At 64.6% G+C, this 16,973-nt stretch carries 14 protein-coding genes; 9 read left to right on the top strand and 5 right to left on the bottom strand.

What is annotated here, in order from left to right; all coding sequences use genetic code 11:
• The first annotated feature begins 114 nt into the window (after positions 1–114).
• The 5 genes from U873_RS0116095 (at position 115) to U873_RS0116075 (ending at position 8,204) form a co-directional block, all read left to right on the top strand.
• Entirely contained in the window at positions 115–2,808 is a 2,694-nt protein-coding gene (locus U873_RS0116095) for a TonB-dependent receptor (protein ID WP_025129234.1), read from the top strand.
• Between the two features lie 83 nt (positions 2,809–2,891).
• A complete protein-coding gene (locus U873_RS0116090; protein WP_025129233.1) occupies positions 2,892–3,509 on the top strand; it encodes a heme acquisition protein HasA in 618 nt (205 codons plus the stop codon).
• 218 nt (positions 3,510–3,727) lie between these two features.
• Positions 3,728–5,524, top strand: a complete 1,797-nt coding sequence (locus tag U873_RS0116085; RefSeq protein WP_025129232.1) for a type I secretion system permease/ATPase — start codon at positions 3,728–3,730, stop codon at positions 5,522–5,524.
• Entirely contained in the window at positions 5,521–6,870 is a 1,350-nt protein-coding gene (locus tag U873_RS0116080) for an HlyD family type I secretion periplasmic adaptor subunit (protein WP_025129231.1), read from the top strand. The genes U873_RS0116085 and U873_RS0116080 overlap by 4 nt, the downstream gene beginning before the upstream one ends.
• Complete coding sequence (locus tag U873_RS0116075; protein WP_025129230.1) at positions 6,867–8,204, top strand: TolC family outer membrane protein; 1,338 nt, start codon at positions 6,867–6,869, stop codon at positions 8,202–8,204. Before U873_RS0116080 ends, U873_RS0116075 begins: the two co-directional genes overlap by 4 nt.
• Positions 8,205–8,821: 617 nt before the next feature.
• Here the strand turns inward: U873_RS0116075 and trmA are convergent.
• Together trmA and U873_RS0116065 are read right to left on the bottom strand one after the other, a co-directional pair.
• Positions 8,822–9,901 carry a tRNA (uridine(54)-C5)-methyltransferase TrmA gene (gene trmA, locus U873_RS0116070; RefSeq protein WP_025129229.1) on the bottom strand — a complete coding sequence of 360 codons (1,080 nt, stop codon included), beginning with the start codon at positions 9,899–9,901 and terminating at the stop codon, positions 8,822–8,824.
• Positions 9,898–11,190 carry an NCS2 family permease gene (locus U873_RS0116065; RefSeq protein ID WP_025129228.1) on the bottom strand — a complete coding sequence of 431 codons (1,293 nt, stop codon included), beginning with the start codon at positions 11,188–11,190 and terminating at the stop codon, positions 9,898–9,900. The genes trmA and U873_RS0116065 overlap by 4 nt, the downstream gene beginning before the upstream one ends.
• Positions 11,191–11,396: 206 nt before the next feature.
• Here U873_RS0116065 and U873_RS0116060 point away from each other — a divergent pair, with 206 nt between their 5' ends.
• A complete protein-coding gene (locus U873_RS0116060) occupies positions 11,397–11,846 on the top strand; it encodes a DUF4879 domain-containing protein (RefSeq protein ID WP_025129227.1) in 450 nt (149 codons plus the stop codon).
• A gap of 66 nt (positions 11,847–11,912) precedes the next feature.
• Complete coding sequence (locus tag U873_RS0116055; protein ID WP_025129226.1) at positions 11,913–12,464, top strand: DJ-1 family glyoxalase III; 552 nt, start codon at positions 11,913–11,915, stop codon at positions 12,462–12,464.
• 3 nt (positions 12,465–12,467) lie between these two features.
• Here U873_RS0116055 and U873_RS0116050 read toward each other — a convergent pair whose 3' ends face one another.
• A complete protein-coding gene (locus U873_RS0116050) occupies positions 12,468–12,758 on the bottom strand; it encodes a HigA family addiction module antitoxin (RefSeq protein WP_025129225.1) in 291 nt (96 codons plus the stop codon).
• 15 nt (positions 12,759–12,773) lie between these two features.
• The gene (locus U873_RS0116045) at positions 12,774–13,052 is read right to left on the bottom strand and encodes a type II toxin-antitoxin system RelE/ParE family toxin (protein WP_025129224.1); all 279 of its coding nucleotides are present in this window, start codon (positions 13,050–13,052) and stop codon (positions 12,774–12,776) included.
• 437 nt (positions 13,053–13,489) lie between these two features.
• On the opposite strand from U873_RS0116045, the gene U873_RS0116040 reads away from it, so the two are divergent.
• The gene (locus U873_RS0116040; RefSeq protein ID WP_019096028.1) at positions 13,490–13,786 is read left to right on the top strand and encodes a hypothetical protein; all 297 of its coding nucleotides are present in this window, start codon (positions 13,490–13,492) and stop codon (positions 13,784–13,786) included.
• Between the two features lie 34 nt (positions 13,787–13,820).
• Here the strand turns inward: U873_RS0116040 and U873_RS0116035 are convergent, their stop codons facing one another.
• Positions 13,821–15,059, bottom strand: a complete 1,239-nt coding sequence (locus tag U873_RS0116035) for an MFS transporter (protein ID WP_025129223.1) — start codon at positions 15,057–15,059, stop codon at positions 13,821–13,823.
• A 472-nt stretch (positions 15,060–15,531) separates the two neighbouring features.
• On the opposite strand from U873_RS0116035, the gene U873_RS0116030 reads away from it, so the two are divergent.
• On the top strand, positions 15,532–16,971 hold the full coding sequence (locus tag U873_RS0116030; protein ID WP_025129222.1) for a cytochrome ubiquinol oxidase subunit I: 1,440 nt from the start codon (positions 15,532–15,534) through the stop codon (positions 16,969–16,971).
• Positions 16,972–16,973 lie beyond the last annotated feature (2 nt).

Here is a 16,973-nt window from a genome sequence, read left to right as displayed (position 1 = left end):
CTGCTCTTCTGAAAAATAATCGGAAAAAACCTTACTGAGTTTTCCTGCCTGGCACGTCTAGCTAATTGAGATGCATTCGCATACACAAGAATAGCCAGCGCAGGAATGGGAAACATGAAGGTAGGCAGTCGTACTGGAGTTCACGCCGCAAGTCGTTTGGCGCTCGCCATTCACTTGGGCGTAGCAGGACTGTTGGCAGGAGGCAATTTGCTGCACGCGGCAGAGTCTGTGGGTAGTGCCCCGCAGAGCGCCTTGCAGCAACGCCAGCTGGACTTCGATATTCCTGCCCAGGCCCTTGGCAGTGCAGTGCTGGCGTTTGCCGAGCAGGCGGGGGTGCAAGTGCTGTTCGACAGCCTGCGCCTGCATGGCTTGCACAGCTCATCGCTCAAGGGACGCTACAGCGCCGAGGAAGGCCTGGCCCGGCTGCTGGGCAATGCACCGGTGCAGTACCGCTTCACCGGCGAGCGCCAGGTGACCCTGAGCCGGGTGGAAACCGGGCGTGAGGGCGCCCTGGCCCTGACCCCCACCACCATCTCCGGCAACCTCGAAGGCCGCCAGAGCGATTGGGTGTACAGCGCGCCACGTTCGGTGAGCGTGGTCGGCCGCGAGCAGCTCGATCGCAACCCGCCGCGGCACGCCGCCGACATGCTGGAGGAAACCTCCGGCGTGTATTCCGCAGTCAGCCAGCAGGACCCGGGCCTGTCGGTGAACATTCGCGGGATCCAGGACTATGGCCGGGTCAACATGTCGGTGGACGGCATGCGCCAGAACTATCAGCAGAGCGGCCACCAGCAGCGCAACGGCACTCTCTATGTCGATCCGGAGCTGCTCTCCGAAGTGGTGGTGGAGAAGGGCGCCACTTCGACCATGGGCGGTGCCGGAGTGATCGGCGGGATCGCCAATTTTCGCACCGTCGAGGCCCGCGACCTGCTCAAGCCCGGGCAGGAGATTGGCGGCCGGATTCGTGTCACCACTGGCCTGGGCGGGCGCAGCAACGGTACCCATTTCATCGGCAGTAGCGCCTTCGCGATCGGCACCGAGGTCTGGGACATGCTGCTGGCTGCCAGTGAGCGGCACTTGGGCGACTACAACCCGGGGACCAAGGGCGGCATTGGCGAACTGCGGACCGGGAGCTGGATGGACCCGTCGATCAATGACCGGGTGAAGAACGCCAAGGTGGCCTATTCCGCTTCCGTGATGCGCTCGCGCCTGGTCAAGCTGGGGCTCAACCTGCCCGAGGACCAGCGCCTGCAGCTGAGCTACCTGACCACCCAGGTGTCCTACAACGACGCCAACATGATGAACACCGAAAACAAGGACCAGCTCTGGGAAAAGCTTGGCAGCAGCGACGTGCGTTCGCAGAACTTCGGCCTCGACTACAGCTACACCCCGGACAACCCGCTGATCGATTTCAAGGCCAAGCTCTACTACGTCGACAACACCAATGACCAGAGCACCCTGACCCGCCGCAGCAGCCCTGGCTACTCGATCACCTACCAGACCGATACCTACGGGGCGCAGGCGCAGAACACCTCGACTTTCGCGCTGAGCGAGCTGGCCACGCTCAAGGCCAACTACGGCCTGGAATTCTTCTATGACAAGGTCCGCCCCGATTCCAGCCAGCCGGTACCCAAGGGCTCGGCAGTCAGCGCATCGCCCGCGGCCAGCATGACCCCCGAGGGCGATCGTGCCCTGGGCAGCCTGTTCACCCGCCTGGATTTCGACTACGACGGCTGGCTGAACCTCAATGCCGGTTTGCGCTACGACCGTTACCGGCTGCGGGGCGAAACCGGGATCAACACCCGCACCTTCATTCTGGGAACCACTCGGCAAACCACGGTGCCGGTCAACTATGACGTGGATACCGAAGAAGGGCGCTTCTCGCCCACCTTTGGTCTGGCGATCAAGCCCGGCGTGGAATGGCTGCAACTGTTCACCAGCTACGGCAAGGGCTGGCGCCCGCCGGCGGTCACCGAGACCCTGATTACCGGTCGTCCCCACGGCGGTGGCGCCGAGAGCATGTACCCCAACCCCTTCCTGCGTCCGGAGCGCTCCACCACCTGGGAAGCCGGGGTCAATGTGCTCAAGGAAAACCTCTGGTTCGCCGAAGATCGGCTAGGGATCAAGGTTGCCTATTTCGACACCCGCGTCGAAGACTTCATCTTCATGAACATGGGGGTGCAGCCGCCGGGCTACGGCATGGCGGGGATCGGCAACAGTGCCTACGTCAACAACCTGCGCGACACCCGCTTCAAGGGCGTGGAGTACCAGCTCGACTACGATGCCGGACGTGCCTACGGGCAGCTTGCCTACACCCACATGATCGGCAGCAACGACTTCTGCTCGAAGACCGCGTGGCTGGGCGGCGTGACCCAGACCGTGAAGAACAGCACGGCCGGCCGCGCCCCGGTGGTCGGCATGCGCCCGGATACGCAGGCCAACAACGCCAGCCATTGCAGCGCGATCCTCGGCTCGGCCGAACACATGCCGATGGACCGCGGCACCTTGACCCTGGGGGCGCGGTTCTTCGAGCGCAAGCTGGATATCGGCGCCCGGGCCCGCTACAGCGCGGGCTACTCGGAAGGTGGCAGCAACACCCGCACCACCACCAGCGTCTACCCCGCGGACTGGAAGCCCTACACCGTCTACGACCTGTACGGCAGCTACCGTGCCACCGACGAACTGACCCTGCGCCTGGCGATGGAAAACGTCACCGACCGTGCCTACCTGGTGCCCATGGGCGATGTCCTGGCCTTCACCCTCGGCCGCGGCCGAACCTTGCAGGGCACCGTGGAATACCAGTTCTGACCGCTTTTGCCCATTGATGGGCAAAACCGCAGCAGGCACTGGCGTGCTGCGGACATGACCCCCCTAATGTATTGGAGTTTTGCATGAGCATTTCGATCTCTTACAGCGCTACCTACGGCGGTAATACTGTTGCGCAATACCTGACTGACTGGTCGGCCTACTTCGGCGACGTCAACCACCGCCCAGGCCAAGTGGTTGATGGCACCAACACCGGTGGCTTCAACCCGGGCCCGTTCGACGGCACCCAGTACGCGATCAAGAGCACCGCCAGCGACGCCGCCTTCGTCGCCGACGGCAACCTGCACTACACCCTGTTCAGCAACCCGAGCCACACCCTGTGGGGCTCGGTGGACACGATCTCCCTGGGCGACACCCTCGCTGGCGGTTCGGGCAGCAACTACAACCTGGTCAGCCAGGAAGTCAGCTTCACCAACCTGGGCCTCAACAGCCTGAAAGACGAAGGCCGCGCGGGTGAAGTGCACAAGGTGGTTTACGGCCTGATGAGCGGCGACAGCTCGGCCCTGGCCGGCGAGATCGATGCCCTGCTCAAGGCCATCGACCCAAGCCTGTCGGTGAACTCCACCTTCGACGACCTGGCTGCTGCCGGCGTTGCCCACGTCAACCCGGCTGCCGCAGCCGCTGCCGATGTCGGCCTGGTGGGTGTGCAGGACGTGGCCCAGGACTGGGCGCTGGCCGCCTGAATGGCTGCTTGAGGCATAAAAAAACGAATGAAAGATTGCTCTTCCATTCGTTCGCTTGACTCACCTCCGTCGCCCGAGTTTTCGAAGGCCAGGGCGGCGGCGGTGGCAAATTCTGGGGAGCGCCGTGGTGCCTGTCAACGCATCGGGCGCGCCTCTTGTCATTCCGCTCTGCCTGAGCGGAAGGCCCTGTATCCCTAAACTCTCCACAGGACACCTTGATGAGCAGGCCGAATCCACTTGCCGCTTCCGAGACGCTGGCGGCCTTGACGGCCTACAAGGGCGGCTTCTTCAACATTGGCCTGTTCTCGGCGGTGATCAACCTGCTGATGCTGGCCCCGGCCCTGTACATGCTGCAGGTCTACGACCGGGTGCTGGCCTCGGGCAATCAGATGACCCTGCTGATGCTGACGCTGATGATCCTCGGCCTGTTCGGCCTGATGGGCGCGTTGGAATGGGTGCGCAGCCAGGTGGTGATCCACCTCGGTACGCAGATGGACATGCGCCTGAACCAGCGAGTGTATGACGCCGCCTTCGAAGCCCAGCTCAAGGGCAGCCCCCAGGCCGCCGGCCAGGCCTTGAACGACCTCACCGCGCTGCGCCAGTTCGCCACCGGCAACGCCCTGTTCGCGTTCTTCGATGCGCCCTGGTTTCCGGTCTACCTGCTGGTGATCTTCCTCTTTCACCCCTGGCTCGGCCTGCTGGCCCTGGCCGGCGCCGTGCTGCTGGTGGTGCTGGCCTGGATCAACCAGCACATCTGCCAGGCGCCGCTGGCCCAGGCCAGCCAGTTGTCGATCATCACCAGCCAGCAGGCCACGGCCAACCTGCGCAATGCCGATGCGATCGAAGCCATGGGCATGCTCGGCGCCCTGCGCGAGCGCTGGTTTGTCGGCCACCAGGGCTTTCTGGCCCAGCAGAACCTGGCCAGCGAAAAGACCGCCACCATCAGCGCCTGGTCCAAGGGCGTGCGCATGGCCTTGCAGTCCCTGGTCCTGGGCCTGGGCGCCTGGCTGGCGGTGCAAGGCCAGATCACCCCGGGGATGATGATCGCCGGCTCGATCCTCATGGGCCGGGTGCTCAGCCCCATCGACCAGTTGATTGCGGTATGGAAGCAATGGAGCTCGGCGCGTTTGGCTTACGAGCGCCTGTCGGAGCTGTTGCAAGCCAACCCGCCGCGTCCGGCGCGCATGAGCCTGCCGACGCCCAAGGGCAAGTTGAGCGTCGAGCAACTGAGCGCCTGCGCTCCGGGCAGCCGGCGCCCGGCCCTGAGCAATCTGGGTTTCACCCTGGAGGCCGGCCAGGTGCTGGGGGTGATCGGCCCTTCCGGTTGTGGCAAGTCGACCCTGGCCCGGCTGCTGGTGGGTGCCTGGACGCCCCTGACGGGAAAGGTGCGCCTGGATGGCGCCGACCTGGCCCAGTGGGACAAGCAGCAACTGGGCCCGCATATCGGCTACCTGCCCCAGGATATCCAGCTGTTCGCCGGCAGCATCGCCGAGAACATCGCGCGGTTTGGCCAACTGGATTCGGATCAAGTGCTGCAGGCCGCGCAAATGGCCGGGGTGCATGAGCTGATCCTGCAACTGCCCCAGGGCTATGACACGCGCCTTGGCGAGGGCGGTGCCGGGTTGTCCGGTGGCCAGCGCCAGCGCATCGGCCTGGCCCGGGCGCTGTACGGCCTGCCGGCGCTGATCGTCCTCGACGAGCCCAACTCCAACCTCGATGAGGCCGGTGAGCAGGCTTTGTTGCAGGCCATCAGCCAGCTCAAGCAACGGCAGCGGACCCTGGTGCTGATCACCCACAAGCCCAACGTGCTGACCCTGACCGACCAGTTGATGATCCTGCGCGACGGCCAGTTGCAGGCCTACGGCCCGACGGCGCGGGTGCTGGAAGCGAACCAGAAAGCCAAGGCCGCGCCGCCGCCGGCTGTACCGATGAGCAATCCGGCGAGCAACCCGGTAACCAGTCTGAACATGAACTACCGCCTGGGCGTGGCCGGCGGCGAAGGGAAAAAAGCATGAAGGCGAGTTTATCCACAGCCCCTGCGGCGCCGGTCACCGGGCCGGCCGCCAGCAATGTGCTGTCCCTGGACGACAGGAAGTATTCACGGCTGGGCTGGATCCTGGTGCTAGGGGGCTTTGCCGGGTTCATCGGCTGGGCCGCCCTGGCGCCACTGGACAAGGGCGTGGCGGTGTCGGGCAAGGTCATGGTCTCGGGCCATCGCAAGACCGTGCAGCATCAGAGCGGCGGCATCGTCGAGCGGATCGAGGTCAAGGAAGGTGACCGGGTCAGCGCCGGGCAGGTGCTGCTGCGCCTCAACGAGACGCCGCTGCGCACCCAGATGCAATCCCTGCGCAGCCAGTACCTGGGTTCCCTGGCCAGCGAAGCGCGGCTGAATGCCGAGCGCGATGGCGCCAGCGATATCGTCTTCGACCCGCAGCTCCAGGCCCTGGCCAGCGAGCCGGACGTGGCCGCCAGCCTGGCCCTGCAGCGGCAACTGTTCAGCAGCCGGCGCCAGGCTCTGAGCATGGAGCAACAGGGGATCGCCGAGACCATCGCCGGCTCCGAGGCGCAGTTGCGCGGTACTCGGGATTCCCAGGCCAGCAAGCGGCAACAGCGCAGTGCCTTGAACGAACAGCTGCAAGGCCTGCGGGAACTGGCGCGGGACGGCTACATCCCGCGTAACCGGCTGCTGGACAGCGAGCGCCTGTACGCGCAGATCGACGGCTCGATCGCCGAGGACTTCGGCCGCATTGGCCAGTTGCAGCGGCAGATCCTCGAACTGCGCCTGCGCATCCGCCAGTCCACCGAGGATTTCCAGAAAGACCTGCGCAGCCAGTTGGCCGATACCCGGATCCGTACCGAAGACCTGCGCAATCGCCTGGCGTCCGCCGAGTTCGAACTGGCCAACAGCCAGGTGCGCGCCCCGGCTGCCGGGGTGGTGGTGGGGCTGGAGGTCTACACCGAAGGTGGGGTGATCAAGCCGGGCCAGCCGCTGATGGATATCGTGCCCCAGGACGAACCGCTGCTGGTGGAGGCGCGGGTGCCGGTGCAACTGGTGGACAAGGTGCACCCGGGGCTGCCGGTGGAGCTGATGTTCTCGGCCTTCAACCAGAGCACCACGCCCAGGGTGCCGGGGGAGGTGACCCTGGTGTCCGCCGACCGGCAGGTGGACGAGCGCACCGAGGAGCCTTACTACACCTTGCGCGCCACGGTCAGCGCCCAGGGCATGCAGCAGTTGCAGGGCTTGCAGATCCGCCCGGGGATGCCGGTGGAAGCCTTTGTCCGTACCGGCGAACGCTCGATGCTCAATTACCTGTTCAAGCCCCTGCTGGACCGGACTCACATGGCGTTGGTGGAAGAATGATTCGAGCCTGGTGCTACCTGCCCCTGCTGTGCCTGTTGGGCAGCCCGTCGGTCCAGGCCCTGGGCTTGCTCGATGCCTATGACCTGGCCTTGCGCAATGACCCGACCTTCCAGGCGGCGATCAAGGAACGCGATGCCGGGGAAGAGAACCGCGCCATCGGCCGTGCCGGGCTGCTGCCCAACCTGTCCTGGAGCTACAACAATTCGCGCAACCAGTCCGAAGTGACCCAGGAGACCGTTCGTGGTGATGTCACCAATGATCGGGACTACCGCAGCTACGCCTCGACCCTGACCTTGCAGCAACCACTGCTGGACTACGAAGCCTATGCGCGCTACCGCCAGGGCTCGGCCCAGGCGCTGTTTTCCGACGAACGCTTTCGCGGCAAGAGCCAGGAACTGGCGGTGCGCCTGCTCAGTGCCTACAGCCAGGCGTTGCTGGCCGAGGAGCGCATCGAACTGAGCCGGGCGCAGAAGCGTGCCTACGCCGAACGCTTGCAGCTCAACCAACGCCTGCTCAAGGGCGGCGAGGGCACCCGCACCGATGTGCTGGAGACCCAGGCTCGGCTGAGCCTGGCCCTGGCGCAGGAGATCGAGGCCCAGGACCAGCAGGATGCCGCCCTGCGCGAGCTGCAAGCCATAGTCGGCGAACCGTTGCAGATCGACGAACTGGACCCGCTGACCCGGCAGTTCCAGATCCAGCCGCTGCTGCCCAACCGCTTCGACAGCTGGCGCGACCTGGCCATGGCCAACAACCCGGACCTGGCGTCCCAGCAGCAGGCACTGCGAGTGGCGGAGTACGAAGTGGAGCGCAAGCGCGCCGGGCACCTGCCCAAGGTGAGTTTGTACGCCAGCAGCCGGCAGACCAGTTCCGATTCGGAAAGCTCCTACAACCAGAAGTACGACACCAACACCGTGGGCATCCAGGTCAGCCTGCCGCTGTTTGCCGGTGGCTCGGTATCGGCCTCGACCCGCCAGGCGGCCAGCCAGTTGTCCCAGGCCCAGTTCGAACTGGACGCCAAGACCGCCACCACCCTCAACGAACTGCGCAAGCAGTTCAACCTCAACACCAGTGCCGCGGCCAAGGTCCGGGCTTATGAAATGGCCGTCAGCTCCGCCGAGGCCCTGGTGACCGCGACCCAGAAAAGCGTGCACGGCGGCGAGCGGGTCAACCTGGACGTGCTGGACGCCGAACAACAACTGTTCACCGCCCGCCGCGACCTGGCGGATGCCCGGCATGCCTACCTGTTGGCGCGGATTCAGCTCAAGTACTACGCCGGCCTGCTCAACGAACAGGACCTGCAGCAACTGGCCGGTTACTTCCGCCCCCTGGGCTGAACCCCAATGCCGTACCGCCCCCTGTAGGAGCTGGCTTGCCAGCGAAAGCGCCCGCCAGATTGGCGCAAGGCTCAAGGGCCCCTTCGCCGGCAAGCCGGCTCCTACGGAGGGGGCGTGGCGTCGGGTTTGGCCCTGTAGGAGCTGGCTTGCCAGCGAAGGCGTCGGCCAGATTGGCGCAAGGCTCAGGGGCCCCTTCGCCGGCAAGCCGGCTCCTACGGAGGGGGCGTGGCGTCGGGTTTGGCCCTGTAGGAGCTGGCTTGCCAGCGAGGGCGTCGGCCAGATTGGCGCAAGGCTCAGGGGCCCCTTCGCCGGCAAGCCGGCTCCTACGGAGAGGGGCGTGGCGTCTGGTTTGGCCCTGTAGGAGCTGGCTCGCCAGCGAAGGCGCCCGCCAGATTGGCGCAAGGCTCAAGGGCCCCTTCGCCGGCAAGCCGGCTCCTACGGGGGAGGGCGTAGCGTCTGGTTTGGCCTTGTAGGAGCTGGCTTGCCAGCGAAGGCGTCGGCCAGATTGGCGCAAGGCTCAAGGGTCCCTTCGCCGGCAAGCCGGCTCCTACGGAGGGGGAGGGCGGCAGAATGCAAACAGCCGTCACGAGGACGGCTGTTGGCTATTGCACGGCAAATCAGCGGCGGGTCAGCAAAACCCCGGATTCCATATGGTGGGTCCAGGGGAACTGGTCGAACAGCGCGCAGCGGGTGATGCGGTGGCTGTCGTGCAACTGGGCGATGTTGGCCGCCAGGGTCTCCGGGTTGCAGGAGATGTACAGGATGTTGTCGAAGCGCCGGGTCAGTTCGCAGGTGTCCGGGTCCATGCCGGCCCGCGGCGGGTCGACGAACACGCTGCCGAACTCGTAGCTCTTCAGGTCAACGCCCTGCAGGCGGCGGAACGGCCGCACTTCGTTCAGGGCCTCGGTCAGCTCTTCGGCCGACAAACGCACCAGGGTGACGTTATCCACAGCGTTTTCGCTGAGGTTGCTCAAGGCGGCGTTTACCGAGGTCTTGCTGATCTCGGTGGCCAGCACCTTGCGCACCCGGGTGGCCAGGGGCAGGGTGAAGTTGCCGTTGCCGCAGTACAGCTCCAGCAGGTCGTCCTGGCGCTCGCCCAGGGCTTCATAGGCCCAGTTGAGCATCTTCTGGTTCACCGTGCCGTTGGGCTGGGTGAAGGCGCCTTCGGGCTGGCGGTAGCTGAAGGTACGCCCGCCAACGTCGAGTTTTTCCACCACGTAGTCCTGGCCGATGACTTCGCGCTTGCCCTTGGAGCGGCCGATCACGCTGACCTTGAGGTCGGCTGCCAGCTGGCTCGCGGCCTTGTGCCAGTGCTCGTCCAGGGGGCGGTGGTAGCACAGGGTGATCATCGCGTCGCCGGCCAGGGTGGTGAGGAACTCCACCTGGAACAGCTTGTGGCTCAGGGGCGCGCTGGCTTGCCAGGCGGCCTTGAGCTGGGGCATCAACTGGTTGATGCGCTGGCTGGCGATGGGGAACTCTTCGATCAGGATCGGCGTGCGCTTGTCGTCCTGGGAGAACATCGCGTAGTGCCGTTCACCGGCTTCGCGCCACAGGCGGAACTCTGCTCGCAGGCGGAAGTTCTGCAGGGGCGAGTCGAAGACCTGGGGCTCGGGCGCATCGAAGGGGGCCAGCAGGTCACGCAAGCGCGCGACCTTGTCATTCAGCTGGGTGGTGTAGCTTGCGGCGTCAAAAGTCATGCGGGGTAACCGAGCTTGATCACGAACAGGATCGACAGGATCACCAGAGGCGCGTTCAGCTCACGGGCACGGCCCGACAGCAGCTTGATCACGGTCCAGGCGATGAAGCCGAAGGCGATGCCGTTGGCGATGGAATAGGTGAACGGCATGGCCAGGGCGGTGACCACCACGGGAGCGGCGACGGTGATGTCTTCCCAGTCGATTTCCGCCAGGCCCGAGGTCATCAGCACGGCGACGAACAGCAGGGCCGGTGCGGTGGCGAAGGCCGGCACGCTGGCCGCCAGTGGCGAGAAGAACAGCGCCAGCAGGAACATGATCGCCACCACGATGGCGGTCAGGCCGGTGCGGCCGCCGGCGCTCACGCCCGCCGCGGATTCGATGTAGCTGGTGGTGGTCGAGGTGCCCAGCAGGGAACCGGCCATGGCGGCGGTGCTGTCGGCGATCAGCGCCCGGCCCATTTTCGGCATGTGGCCGTCCTTGCCCATCAGCCCGGCGCGCTTGGCAACGCCGATCAGGGTGCCGGAGTTGTCGAACAGGTCGACGAACAGGAAGGCGAAGATCACGCTGATCAGGCCGATATCCAGGGCGCCCTTGATGTCCAGTTGCAGGAAGGTCGGGGCCAGGGACGGTGGCATCGAGGTCACGCCGCCGAACGGGGTGACGCCCAGCAGGATGGAAACGATGGTCACCGCGAGGATGCCGATCAGCACCGCGCCGCGCACTTTCAGGGCTTCCAGGGCGACGATCAGGGCAAAGCCCAGGGCCGCGAGGATCGGTGCCGGTTTGCTCAGGTCGCCCAGGCCTACCAGGGTCGACGAGTTGCCCACCACGATCTCGGCGTTATGCAGGGCGATCAGCGCCAGGAACAGGCCGATACCGGCGGCAATCGCCGAGCGCAGGGGCAGGGGGATGCTGTTGATGATCCATTCGCGGATCTTGAAGATCGACAGTATGAAAAACAGCACCGCCGAGATGAATACCGCACCCAGGGCCACTTGCCAGGTGTGGCCCATGTGCAGGACCACGGTGTAGGTGAAGAAGGCGTTCAGGCCCATGCCCGGCGCCAGGGCGATCGGGTAGTTGGCGATCAGGCCCATGACGGTGGAACCGATGGCCGCCGCCAGACAGGTGGCAACGAAGATCGCGCCCTTGTCCATGCCCGTCTCGCCGAGAATGCTCGGGTTGACGAAAAGGATGTAGGCCATGGCCAGGAAGGTGGTCACGCCCGCAAGAATCTCGGTGCGCACGTTGGTGTTGTGTGCCTTGAGTTGAAACAGCCTTTCCAGCATGTCTGCTCCCCGTGGCGCCGCCGGGCGCCGTGAATGTATCGACTCCAACAGCAAAGCACAGACTTTATAAGGTGCCTGCGGATTTGCTCTGGGTCGGAAAAAGCCGCGCATCATACCAGCAGCGTGGGCCAATGGCTGCGATCGTCGGCGATGTTTTGCACCGCTGGCAAGTAGCGCATACTGCGCCCTGGTTTTAGGGGGGATTTATGCGCAGCACAATGAAAATGACAGCCCTGGCATTGCTCGGCGCAACAGCCTGCTGGCTGGCGGCCCCGGCCATGGCGCGCTCGGCGGCGCCGTTGAGCCGGGTGGAGATTCTCAAGGTGTTGTCACCTTCCTGCGGCCTGGAGGATGTTTCCGACGGCCGTGAACGGACCGAGTGCGATCACAACGGCCCGAACATCAAGGTCTATGTGCTGGAGATCGGCTACGGCCGCGAGCCCCATGTGAACCTGGACGGTTTCGAGGTCGATGGTACCCGCTCGCCGGTGTGCGAGGACGGCTCCAGCTATGTACCCTGCGGCAACTCGGGGACTACCGTCGGCTATATCTATGTCTTCGACCTGGCGGGCAAGCAGGAGGGCACCTTCAGCTTCCGCAACACTTCGCTCAACGCCCCGGGCAACAGCCTGGGCGCACAGATCTATATCAAGTGATGGCGCCCTGAACGGCAGCCGGCAAAGCTGACTAAGCTCTAAAGACCTCCACGCGGAGTCATCCCCATGACCTTCAGAGCCCTGGTCACCCTTGCCGAAGGCATCGACGACCTGCAAAGCGTGACCCTGATCGATGTATTGCGCCGTGCCGAAGTCGAAGTGCTAGCGGCCAGCGTCGAAGGCCGGCGCATGCTCACCTGCGCTCGGGGCACCCGATTGACTGCCGACGCCATGCTGGTGGATGTGCTGGCCCAGAACTTCGACCTGATCGTATTGCCTGGCGGCGCGGTGGGCGCCCAGCACCTGGCGGCCCATCAACCGCTGCAGCAACTGGTCAAGGATCAGGCCGCAGCGGGGCGCCTGTTCGCCGGCATCGCCGAAGCTCCCGCCCTGGCCTTGCAAGCCTTCGGCGTGCTGCGCCAAAGGCGCATGACCTGCCTGCCCAGCGCCAGCCATCAGCTGCTGGGCTGCACCTTTGTCGACCAGCCGGTGGTGGTGGACGGCAACTGCATCACCGCCCAGGGTTCCGGAGCCGCCCTGGCGTTTGCCCTGGCCCTGGTGGAGGCACTGTGCGGGCGCGCCAAGCGCGCCCAGGTGGCGGCGGAGTTGCTGGTCTAGGGCTCAGTCGACATGGGCCGCGATGGGCTCGATCAGCGGTTGCAGTTCCTGCTCGGTGTGCCAGATGTCGTAATCGGCCTGCACCGCCAGCCAGACCTTGGCCTTGCCGATCCCGGCACGTTCCAGGCGGACCGCCAGTTCCGCACGGATCGGCGCATGGCCGTTCAACACCTTGGACAGATGCGGGCGGGCGTAGCCGATATGCCGCGCCAGCTCCGTCACGCTGATGCCCAGTTCGGGCAAGACATCCAGGCGCAGGGTGTCACCGGGGTGGGGCGGGTTGTGGATGGGCATGATCCTGCCTCCTGTTCAGTGGTAGTCCAGATAATCGACCAGTTCGATATCCGAACCTACGAAACGAAAGATCACTCGCCAGTTGCCGGACACCACCAGGGACCAATAACCGTGCAGGTCGCCCTTGAGCGGGTGCAGCCGCCAGCCCGGCAGGTCGAGCCCGGCCGGTTCGCTGGCGTGATCCATGAACGACAGCTGGCGGGCCAGCCGGCGTGCATGCTCAGCCCGTATTCCACGAGTCGATCCGGTTTCATAGAAGGCGCGCAGGCCTTTGTGCTGAAAGGACTTGATCATGGGGTGCGAGTGTAAGGCGATACCTTACACGTGTCGTAGCGGTTTTGTATTGCAGAGAATGATCAACAACCTGTTACGAGGCCCCCTACGGGGCGTTTCTCTGTCGCAGCTCGGTTCGGCAAGGAGTCGGGCACGGGGCTTGTGAACGGGTAACAAAGGCTAACCAGCCGCTTCTTGCACCGCCCGTCCCATCACCCCTATAGTTCGCGCCGTCGCTGCCAATTCAGCGGCCGGGTTTGGTCACCCGAAATTAGAAGGCGCACGCGCCACCCTGGTTTGCAGGCACTTTTTCGTGTCCGCACGCTTAATGGTGGGCTGTGCGCGGGACACCTTCGGGTGTGCCGGGTGCCTTCTTCCCGGTTGACCAACCTGTGCACAGTCCGCCACCCATCGTTTGGTCACGATTGGGGCGGTCATTCATAAAGAAGGATCTAATGATGAATACCCCGGAAACTGCTGCTCACTATGTGCCGCTTAAATCCAACATAAGCCGGCCAGGTGTGTTTTTTATCAACGCCAATGCCTCCCCTGAGGCGCTGCACGAAGCCGCCGAGCAACGCATGCGCACGGCTGCCAATCTGCTGGAAACCCTCTGCTGCTTGAACTTCAGCCACGGCGATGTGAAGGACATCCCGCACATCATCGACGTGCTCTATGTCCTGACCCAGGATGGTTGCGACCTGCTGGAGGCGGCGAAATGGCGAGCCGCTGCTGAAGCTCAGCCCAGCCACTGAGGCTTGAACCTGGCCGCGCCAGCCCGGCGCGGCTTCAGGCCTTGGATTGCTCGACCCGCTCGATCATCCGGTCCCGCTGGGCCAGGGTCGGGAACAGCTTGATCCAGACCCCGGTCACCAGCAGCGTGCCGACCCCGCCCAGCACCACCGCCGGCACCGTGCCGAACCAGTGGGCGGTGACTCCGGATTCGAATTCCCCCAGCTGATTCGAGGCGCCGATGAACAGGCCGTTCACCGCGCTGACCCGGCCGCGCATTTCGTCCGGGGTTTCCAGCTGCACGAAGGAGGCGCGGATCACCATGCTGATCATGTCCGCCGCTCCCAGCACCACTAGCACCGCCAGGGAAAACCAGAACGAGGTCGAGAGGCCGAAGGCGATGGTGGCCACGCCGAATACCCCGACCGCGGTGAACATCACCCGCCCGACCTTACGCTCGACGCTAAAACGCGCCAGCCACAGCGACATTAGCAAGGCCCCCACCGCCGGCGCCGAACGCAACAGTCCCAGGCCCCAGGGCCCGGTCAGCAGGATGTCCTTGGCGAACACCGGCAACAGCGCGGTGGCACCGCCCAGCAGCACGGCGAACAGGTCCAGGGAAATGGCCCCGAGGATATCCGGGCGGCTGCGGATGAAGCGGATGCCCGCCAGCAGCGAGTCGAGGGTGGCCTTGCCCTTGTTCAATGGGGTCTGCCGAGCCGGCAGGTTGAGCATCAGCAGGCAGGCGATCAGGTACAGAACCACCGTGGGGCCGTAGACCCAGACGCTGCCGAAGGCATAGAGCAAGCCGCCCAGGGCCGGGGCGACGATGGTCGCCGACTGTTGCGCCGATTGCGCGGCGGCCACCGCCCGGGGAAACAGCGCGCTGGGCACGATGCTCGGCAACAGGGCCTGGGTGGTGGGCATTTCGAAGGAGCGGGCGCCGCCGAGGAGGAAGGCCAGGATGAAGATCATTTCCCGGGTGACGTTGTCGGTCAGGCTGCCGATGGCCAGGGCCAGGGCGATCAAGGCCTGCAGCGACTGGCAGATGGCCGCCACCCGGCGCCGGTCGTAGCGGTCGGCCACATGCCCGGTGTGCAGCATGAACAGCACCCGCGGGGCGAATTCCACCAACCCCACCAGGCCCAGGTCGAGCACGTTGCCGGTGAGCTGATAGAGGTTCCAGCCAATGGCCACGGTGAGCATCTGGAAACCGCTGGCGGTGAAGATCCGCGCCAGCCAGAACGCGATGAACGGACGATGATGACGGAGCAGCAGAGGGTCTTGGCTGGGCATCTGGAGGCAAATCTGAGCGGGGAGTGAAACGAGATTATCACCAAGATGTAACCAATGGTTGCAGCCGGCGGAAAATTCGTTAGCCGCGCATCTATCTCGGTTTTCGGGGAAATCCTGCCGGGTCCTTGGCGGTGCCCGCCATCGCCGCTCGCGATGGACACCAAGGTGGCGGCAATCCTGCGCATTAAGGCGGAAATGTCCGGGAAAAGCCCGGTTTTGACAGGGTGAGGCAAGCTGTCACGCGGCAAATAACCACAGAGTTGCGCGGCGAATTTAGGACTACTCTTTCAACGTTGCTTGATCCAGATCAAAACCTTTTTGCAAAGGCTGATGTGGTGGCCCAAGTGCCAGAATCCCTGCGTAGCGATGGTTTAAAAAAGAACGAATCCGAATTCGCCGCACTCCATATCCGTGGGGGCAGTGGGTGCAGGCCTCTGGCCGGCAGCCGGTATTACCTGACAGAGGAAAGCTTATGTTCGGTTTAGAGGCTCTAGATCTCGCCCGAATTCAGTTCGCGTTCACCATCTCGTTCCACATCCTGTTCCCGGCGATCACCATCGGCCTGGCGAGCTACCTGGCGGTGCTCGAAGGCCTCTGGCTGAAGACCCGCGACGACACCTACCGCGATCTCTACCACTTCTGGTCGAAGATCTTCGCCGTCAACTTCGGCATGGGCGTGGTCTCCGGCCTGGTGATGGCCTACCAGTTCGGCACCAACTGGAGCCGTTTCTCGGACTTTGCCGGCTCCGTCACCGGCCCCTTGCTCACCTATGAAGTGCTCACGGCCTTCTTCCTGGAAGCCGGTTTCCTCGGGGTCATGCTGTTCGGCTGGAACAAGGTCGGGCGCCGGTTGCACTTCTTCTCCACGATCATGGTGGCCATCGGCACCCTGATCTCGACCTTCTGGATCCTCTCGTCCAACAGCTGGATGCAGACCCCCCAAGGCTATGAAATCGTCAACGGCCAGGTGATCCCGGTGGATTGGCTGGCGGTGATCTTCAACCCGTCATTCCCCTACCGCCTGGCGCACATGGCTGTAGCCGCGTTCGTCGCCACGGCGTTCTTCGTCGGCTCGTCCGCAGCCTGGCACTTGCTGCGCGGGCGGGACAACCCGGCCATTCGTCGCATGCTGTCGATGGCCATGTGGATGGCCCTGATCGTGGCGCCGGTGCAGGCGGTGATCGGCGACTTCCACGGCCTCAATACCCTCAAGCACCAGCCGGCGAAAATCGCCGCGATCGAAGGCCACTGGGAAAACGTCGGCAACGAACCGACCCCGCTGATCCTCTTCGGCTGGCCGGACATGAAGGCCGAGAAAACCCGCTTCGCGGTGGAAATCCCCTACCTGGGCAGCCTGATCCTCACCCACTCCCTGGACAAGCAGGTGCCGGCGCTCAAGGAGTTCCCGCCCGAGGACCGGCCCAACTCGACCATCGTCTTCTGGTCGTTCCGGATCATGGTGGGCCTGGGCATGCTGATGATCTTCACCGGCCTGTGGAGCGTCTGGCTGCGCAAGCGCGACACCCTCTACACCTCGCGGCCGTTCCTGTACCTGACCTTGTGGATGGGCCCGTCCGGGCTGATCGCGATCCTGGCGGGCTGGTTCACCACCGAGATCGGCCGCCAGCCGTGGGTGGTCTACGGCCTGATGCGTACGGCGGACGCCTCTTCCGGGCACAGCTTTGTGCAGATGAGCATCACCCTGGCGCTGTTCGTGGTGGTGTACTTCTCGCTGTTCGGCGTGGGGATCGGCTACATGATGCGCTTGGTGCGCAAAGGCCCGGTCACCAACGAAGGTGCCGAAACCAGCCACGGTGGTCCCGGGCAGAAACGTACCCCGGCCCGTCCGCTGTCCGCAGCCGACGATGACCACGATGCCGACCACGGCACCCGCCTGAATAAGGGGAACTGAGT

The sequence above is a fragment of the Pseudomonas sp. PH1b genome, assembly GCF_000633395.1.
Classification (GTDB): Bacteria; Pseudomonadota; Gammaproteobacteria; order Pseudomonadales; family Pseudomonadaceae; genus Aquipseudomonas.
The sequence above is the reverse complement of the archived record's forward strand: the minus strand, read 5'-3'. Positions and strand labels throughout refer to the sequence as shown.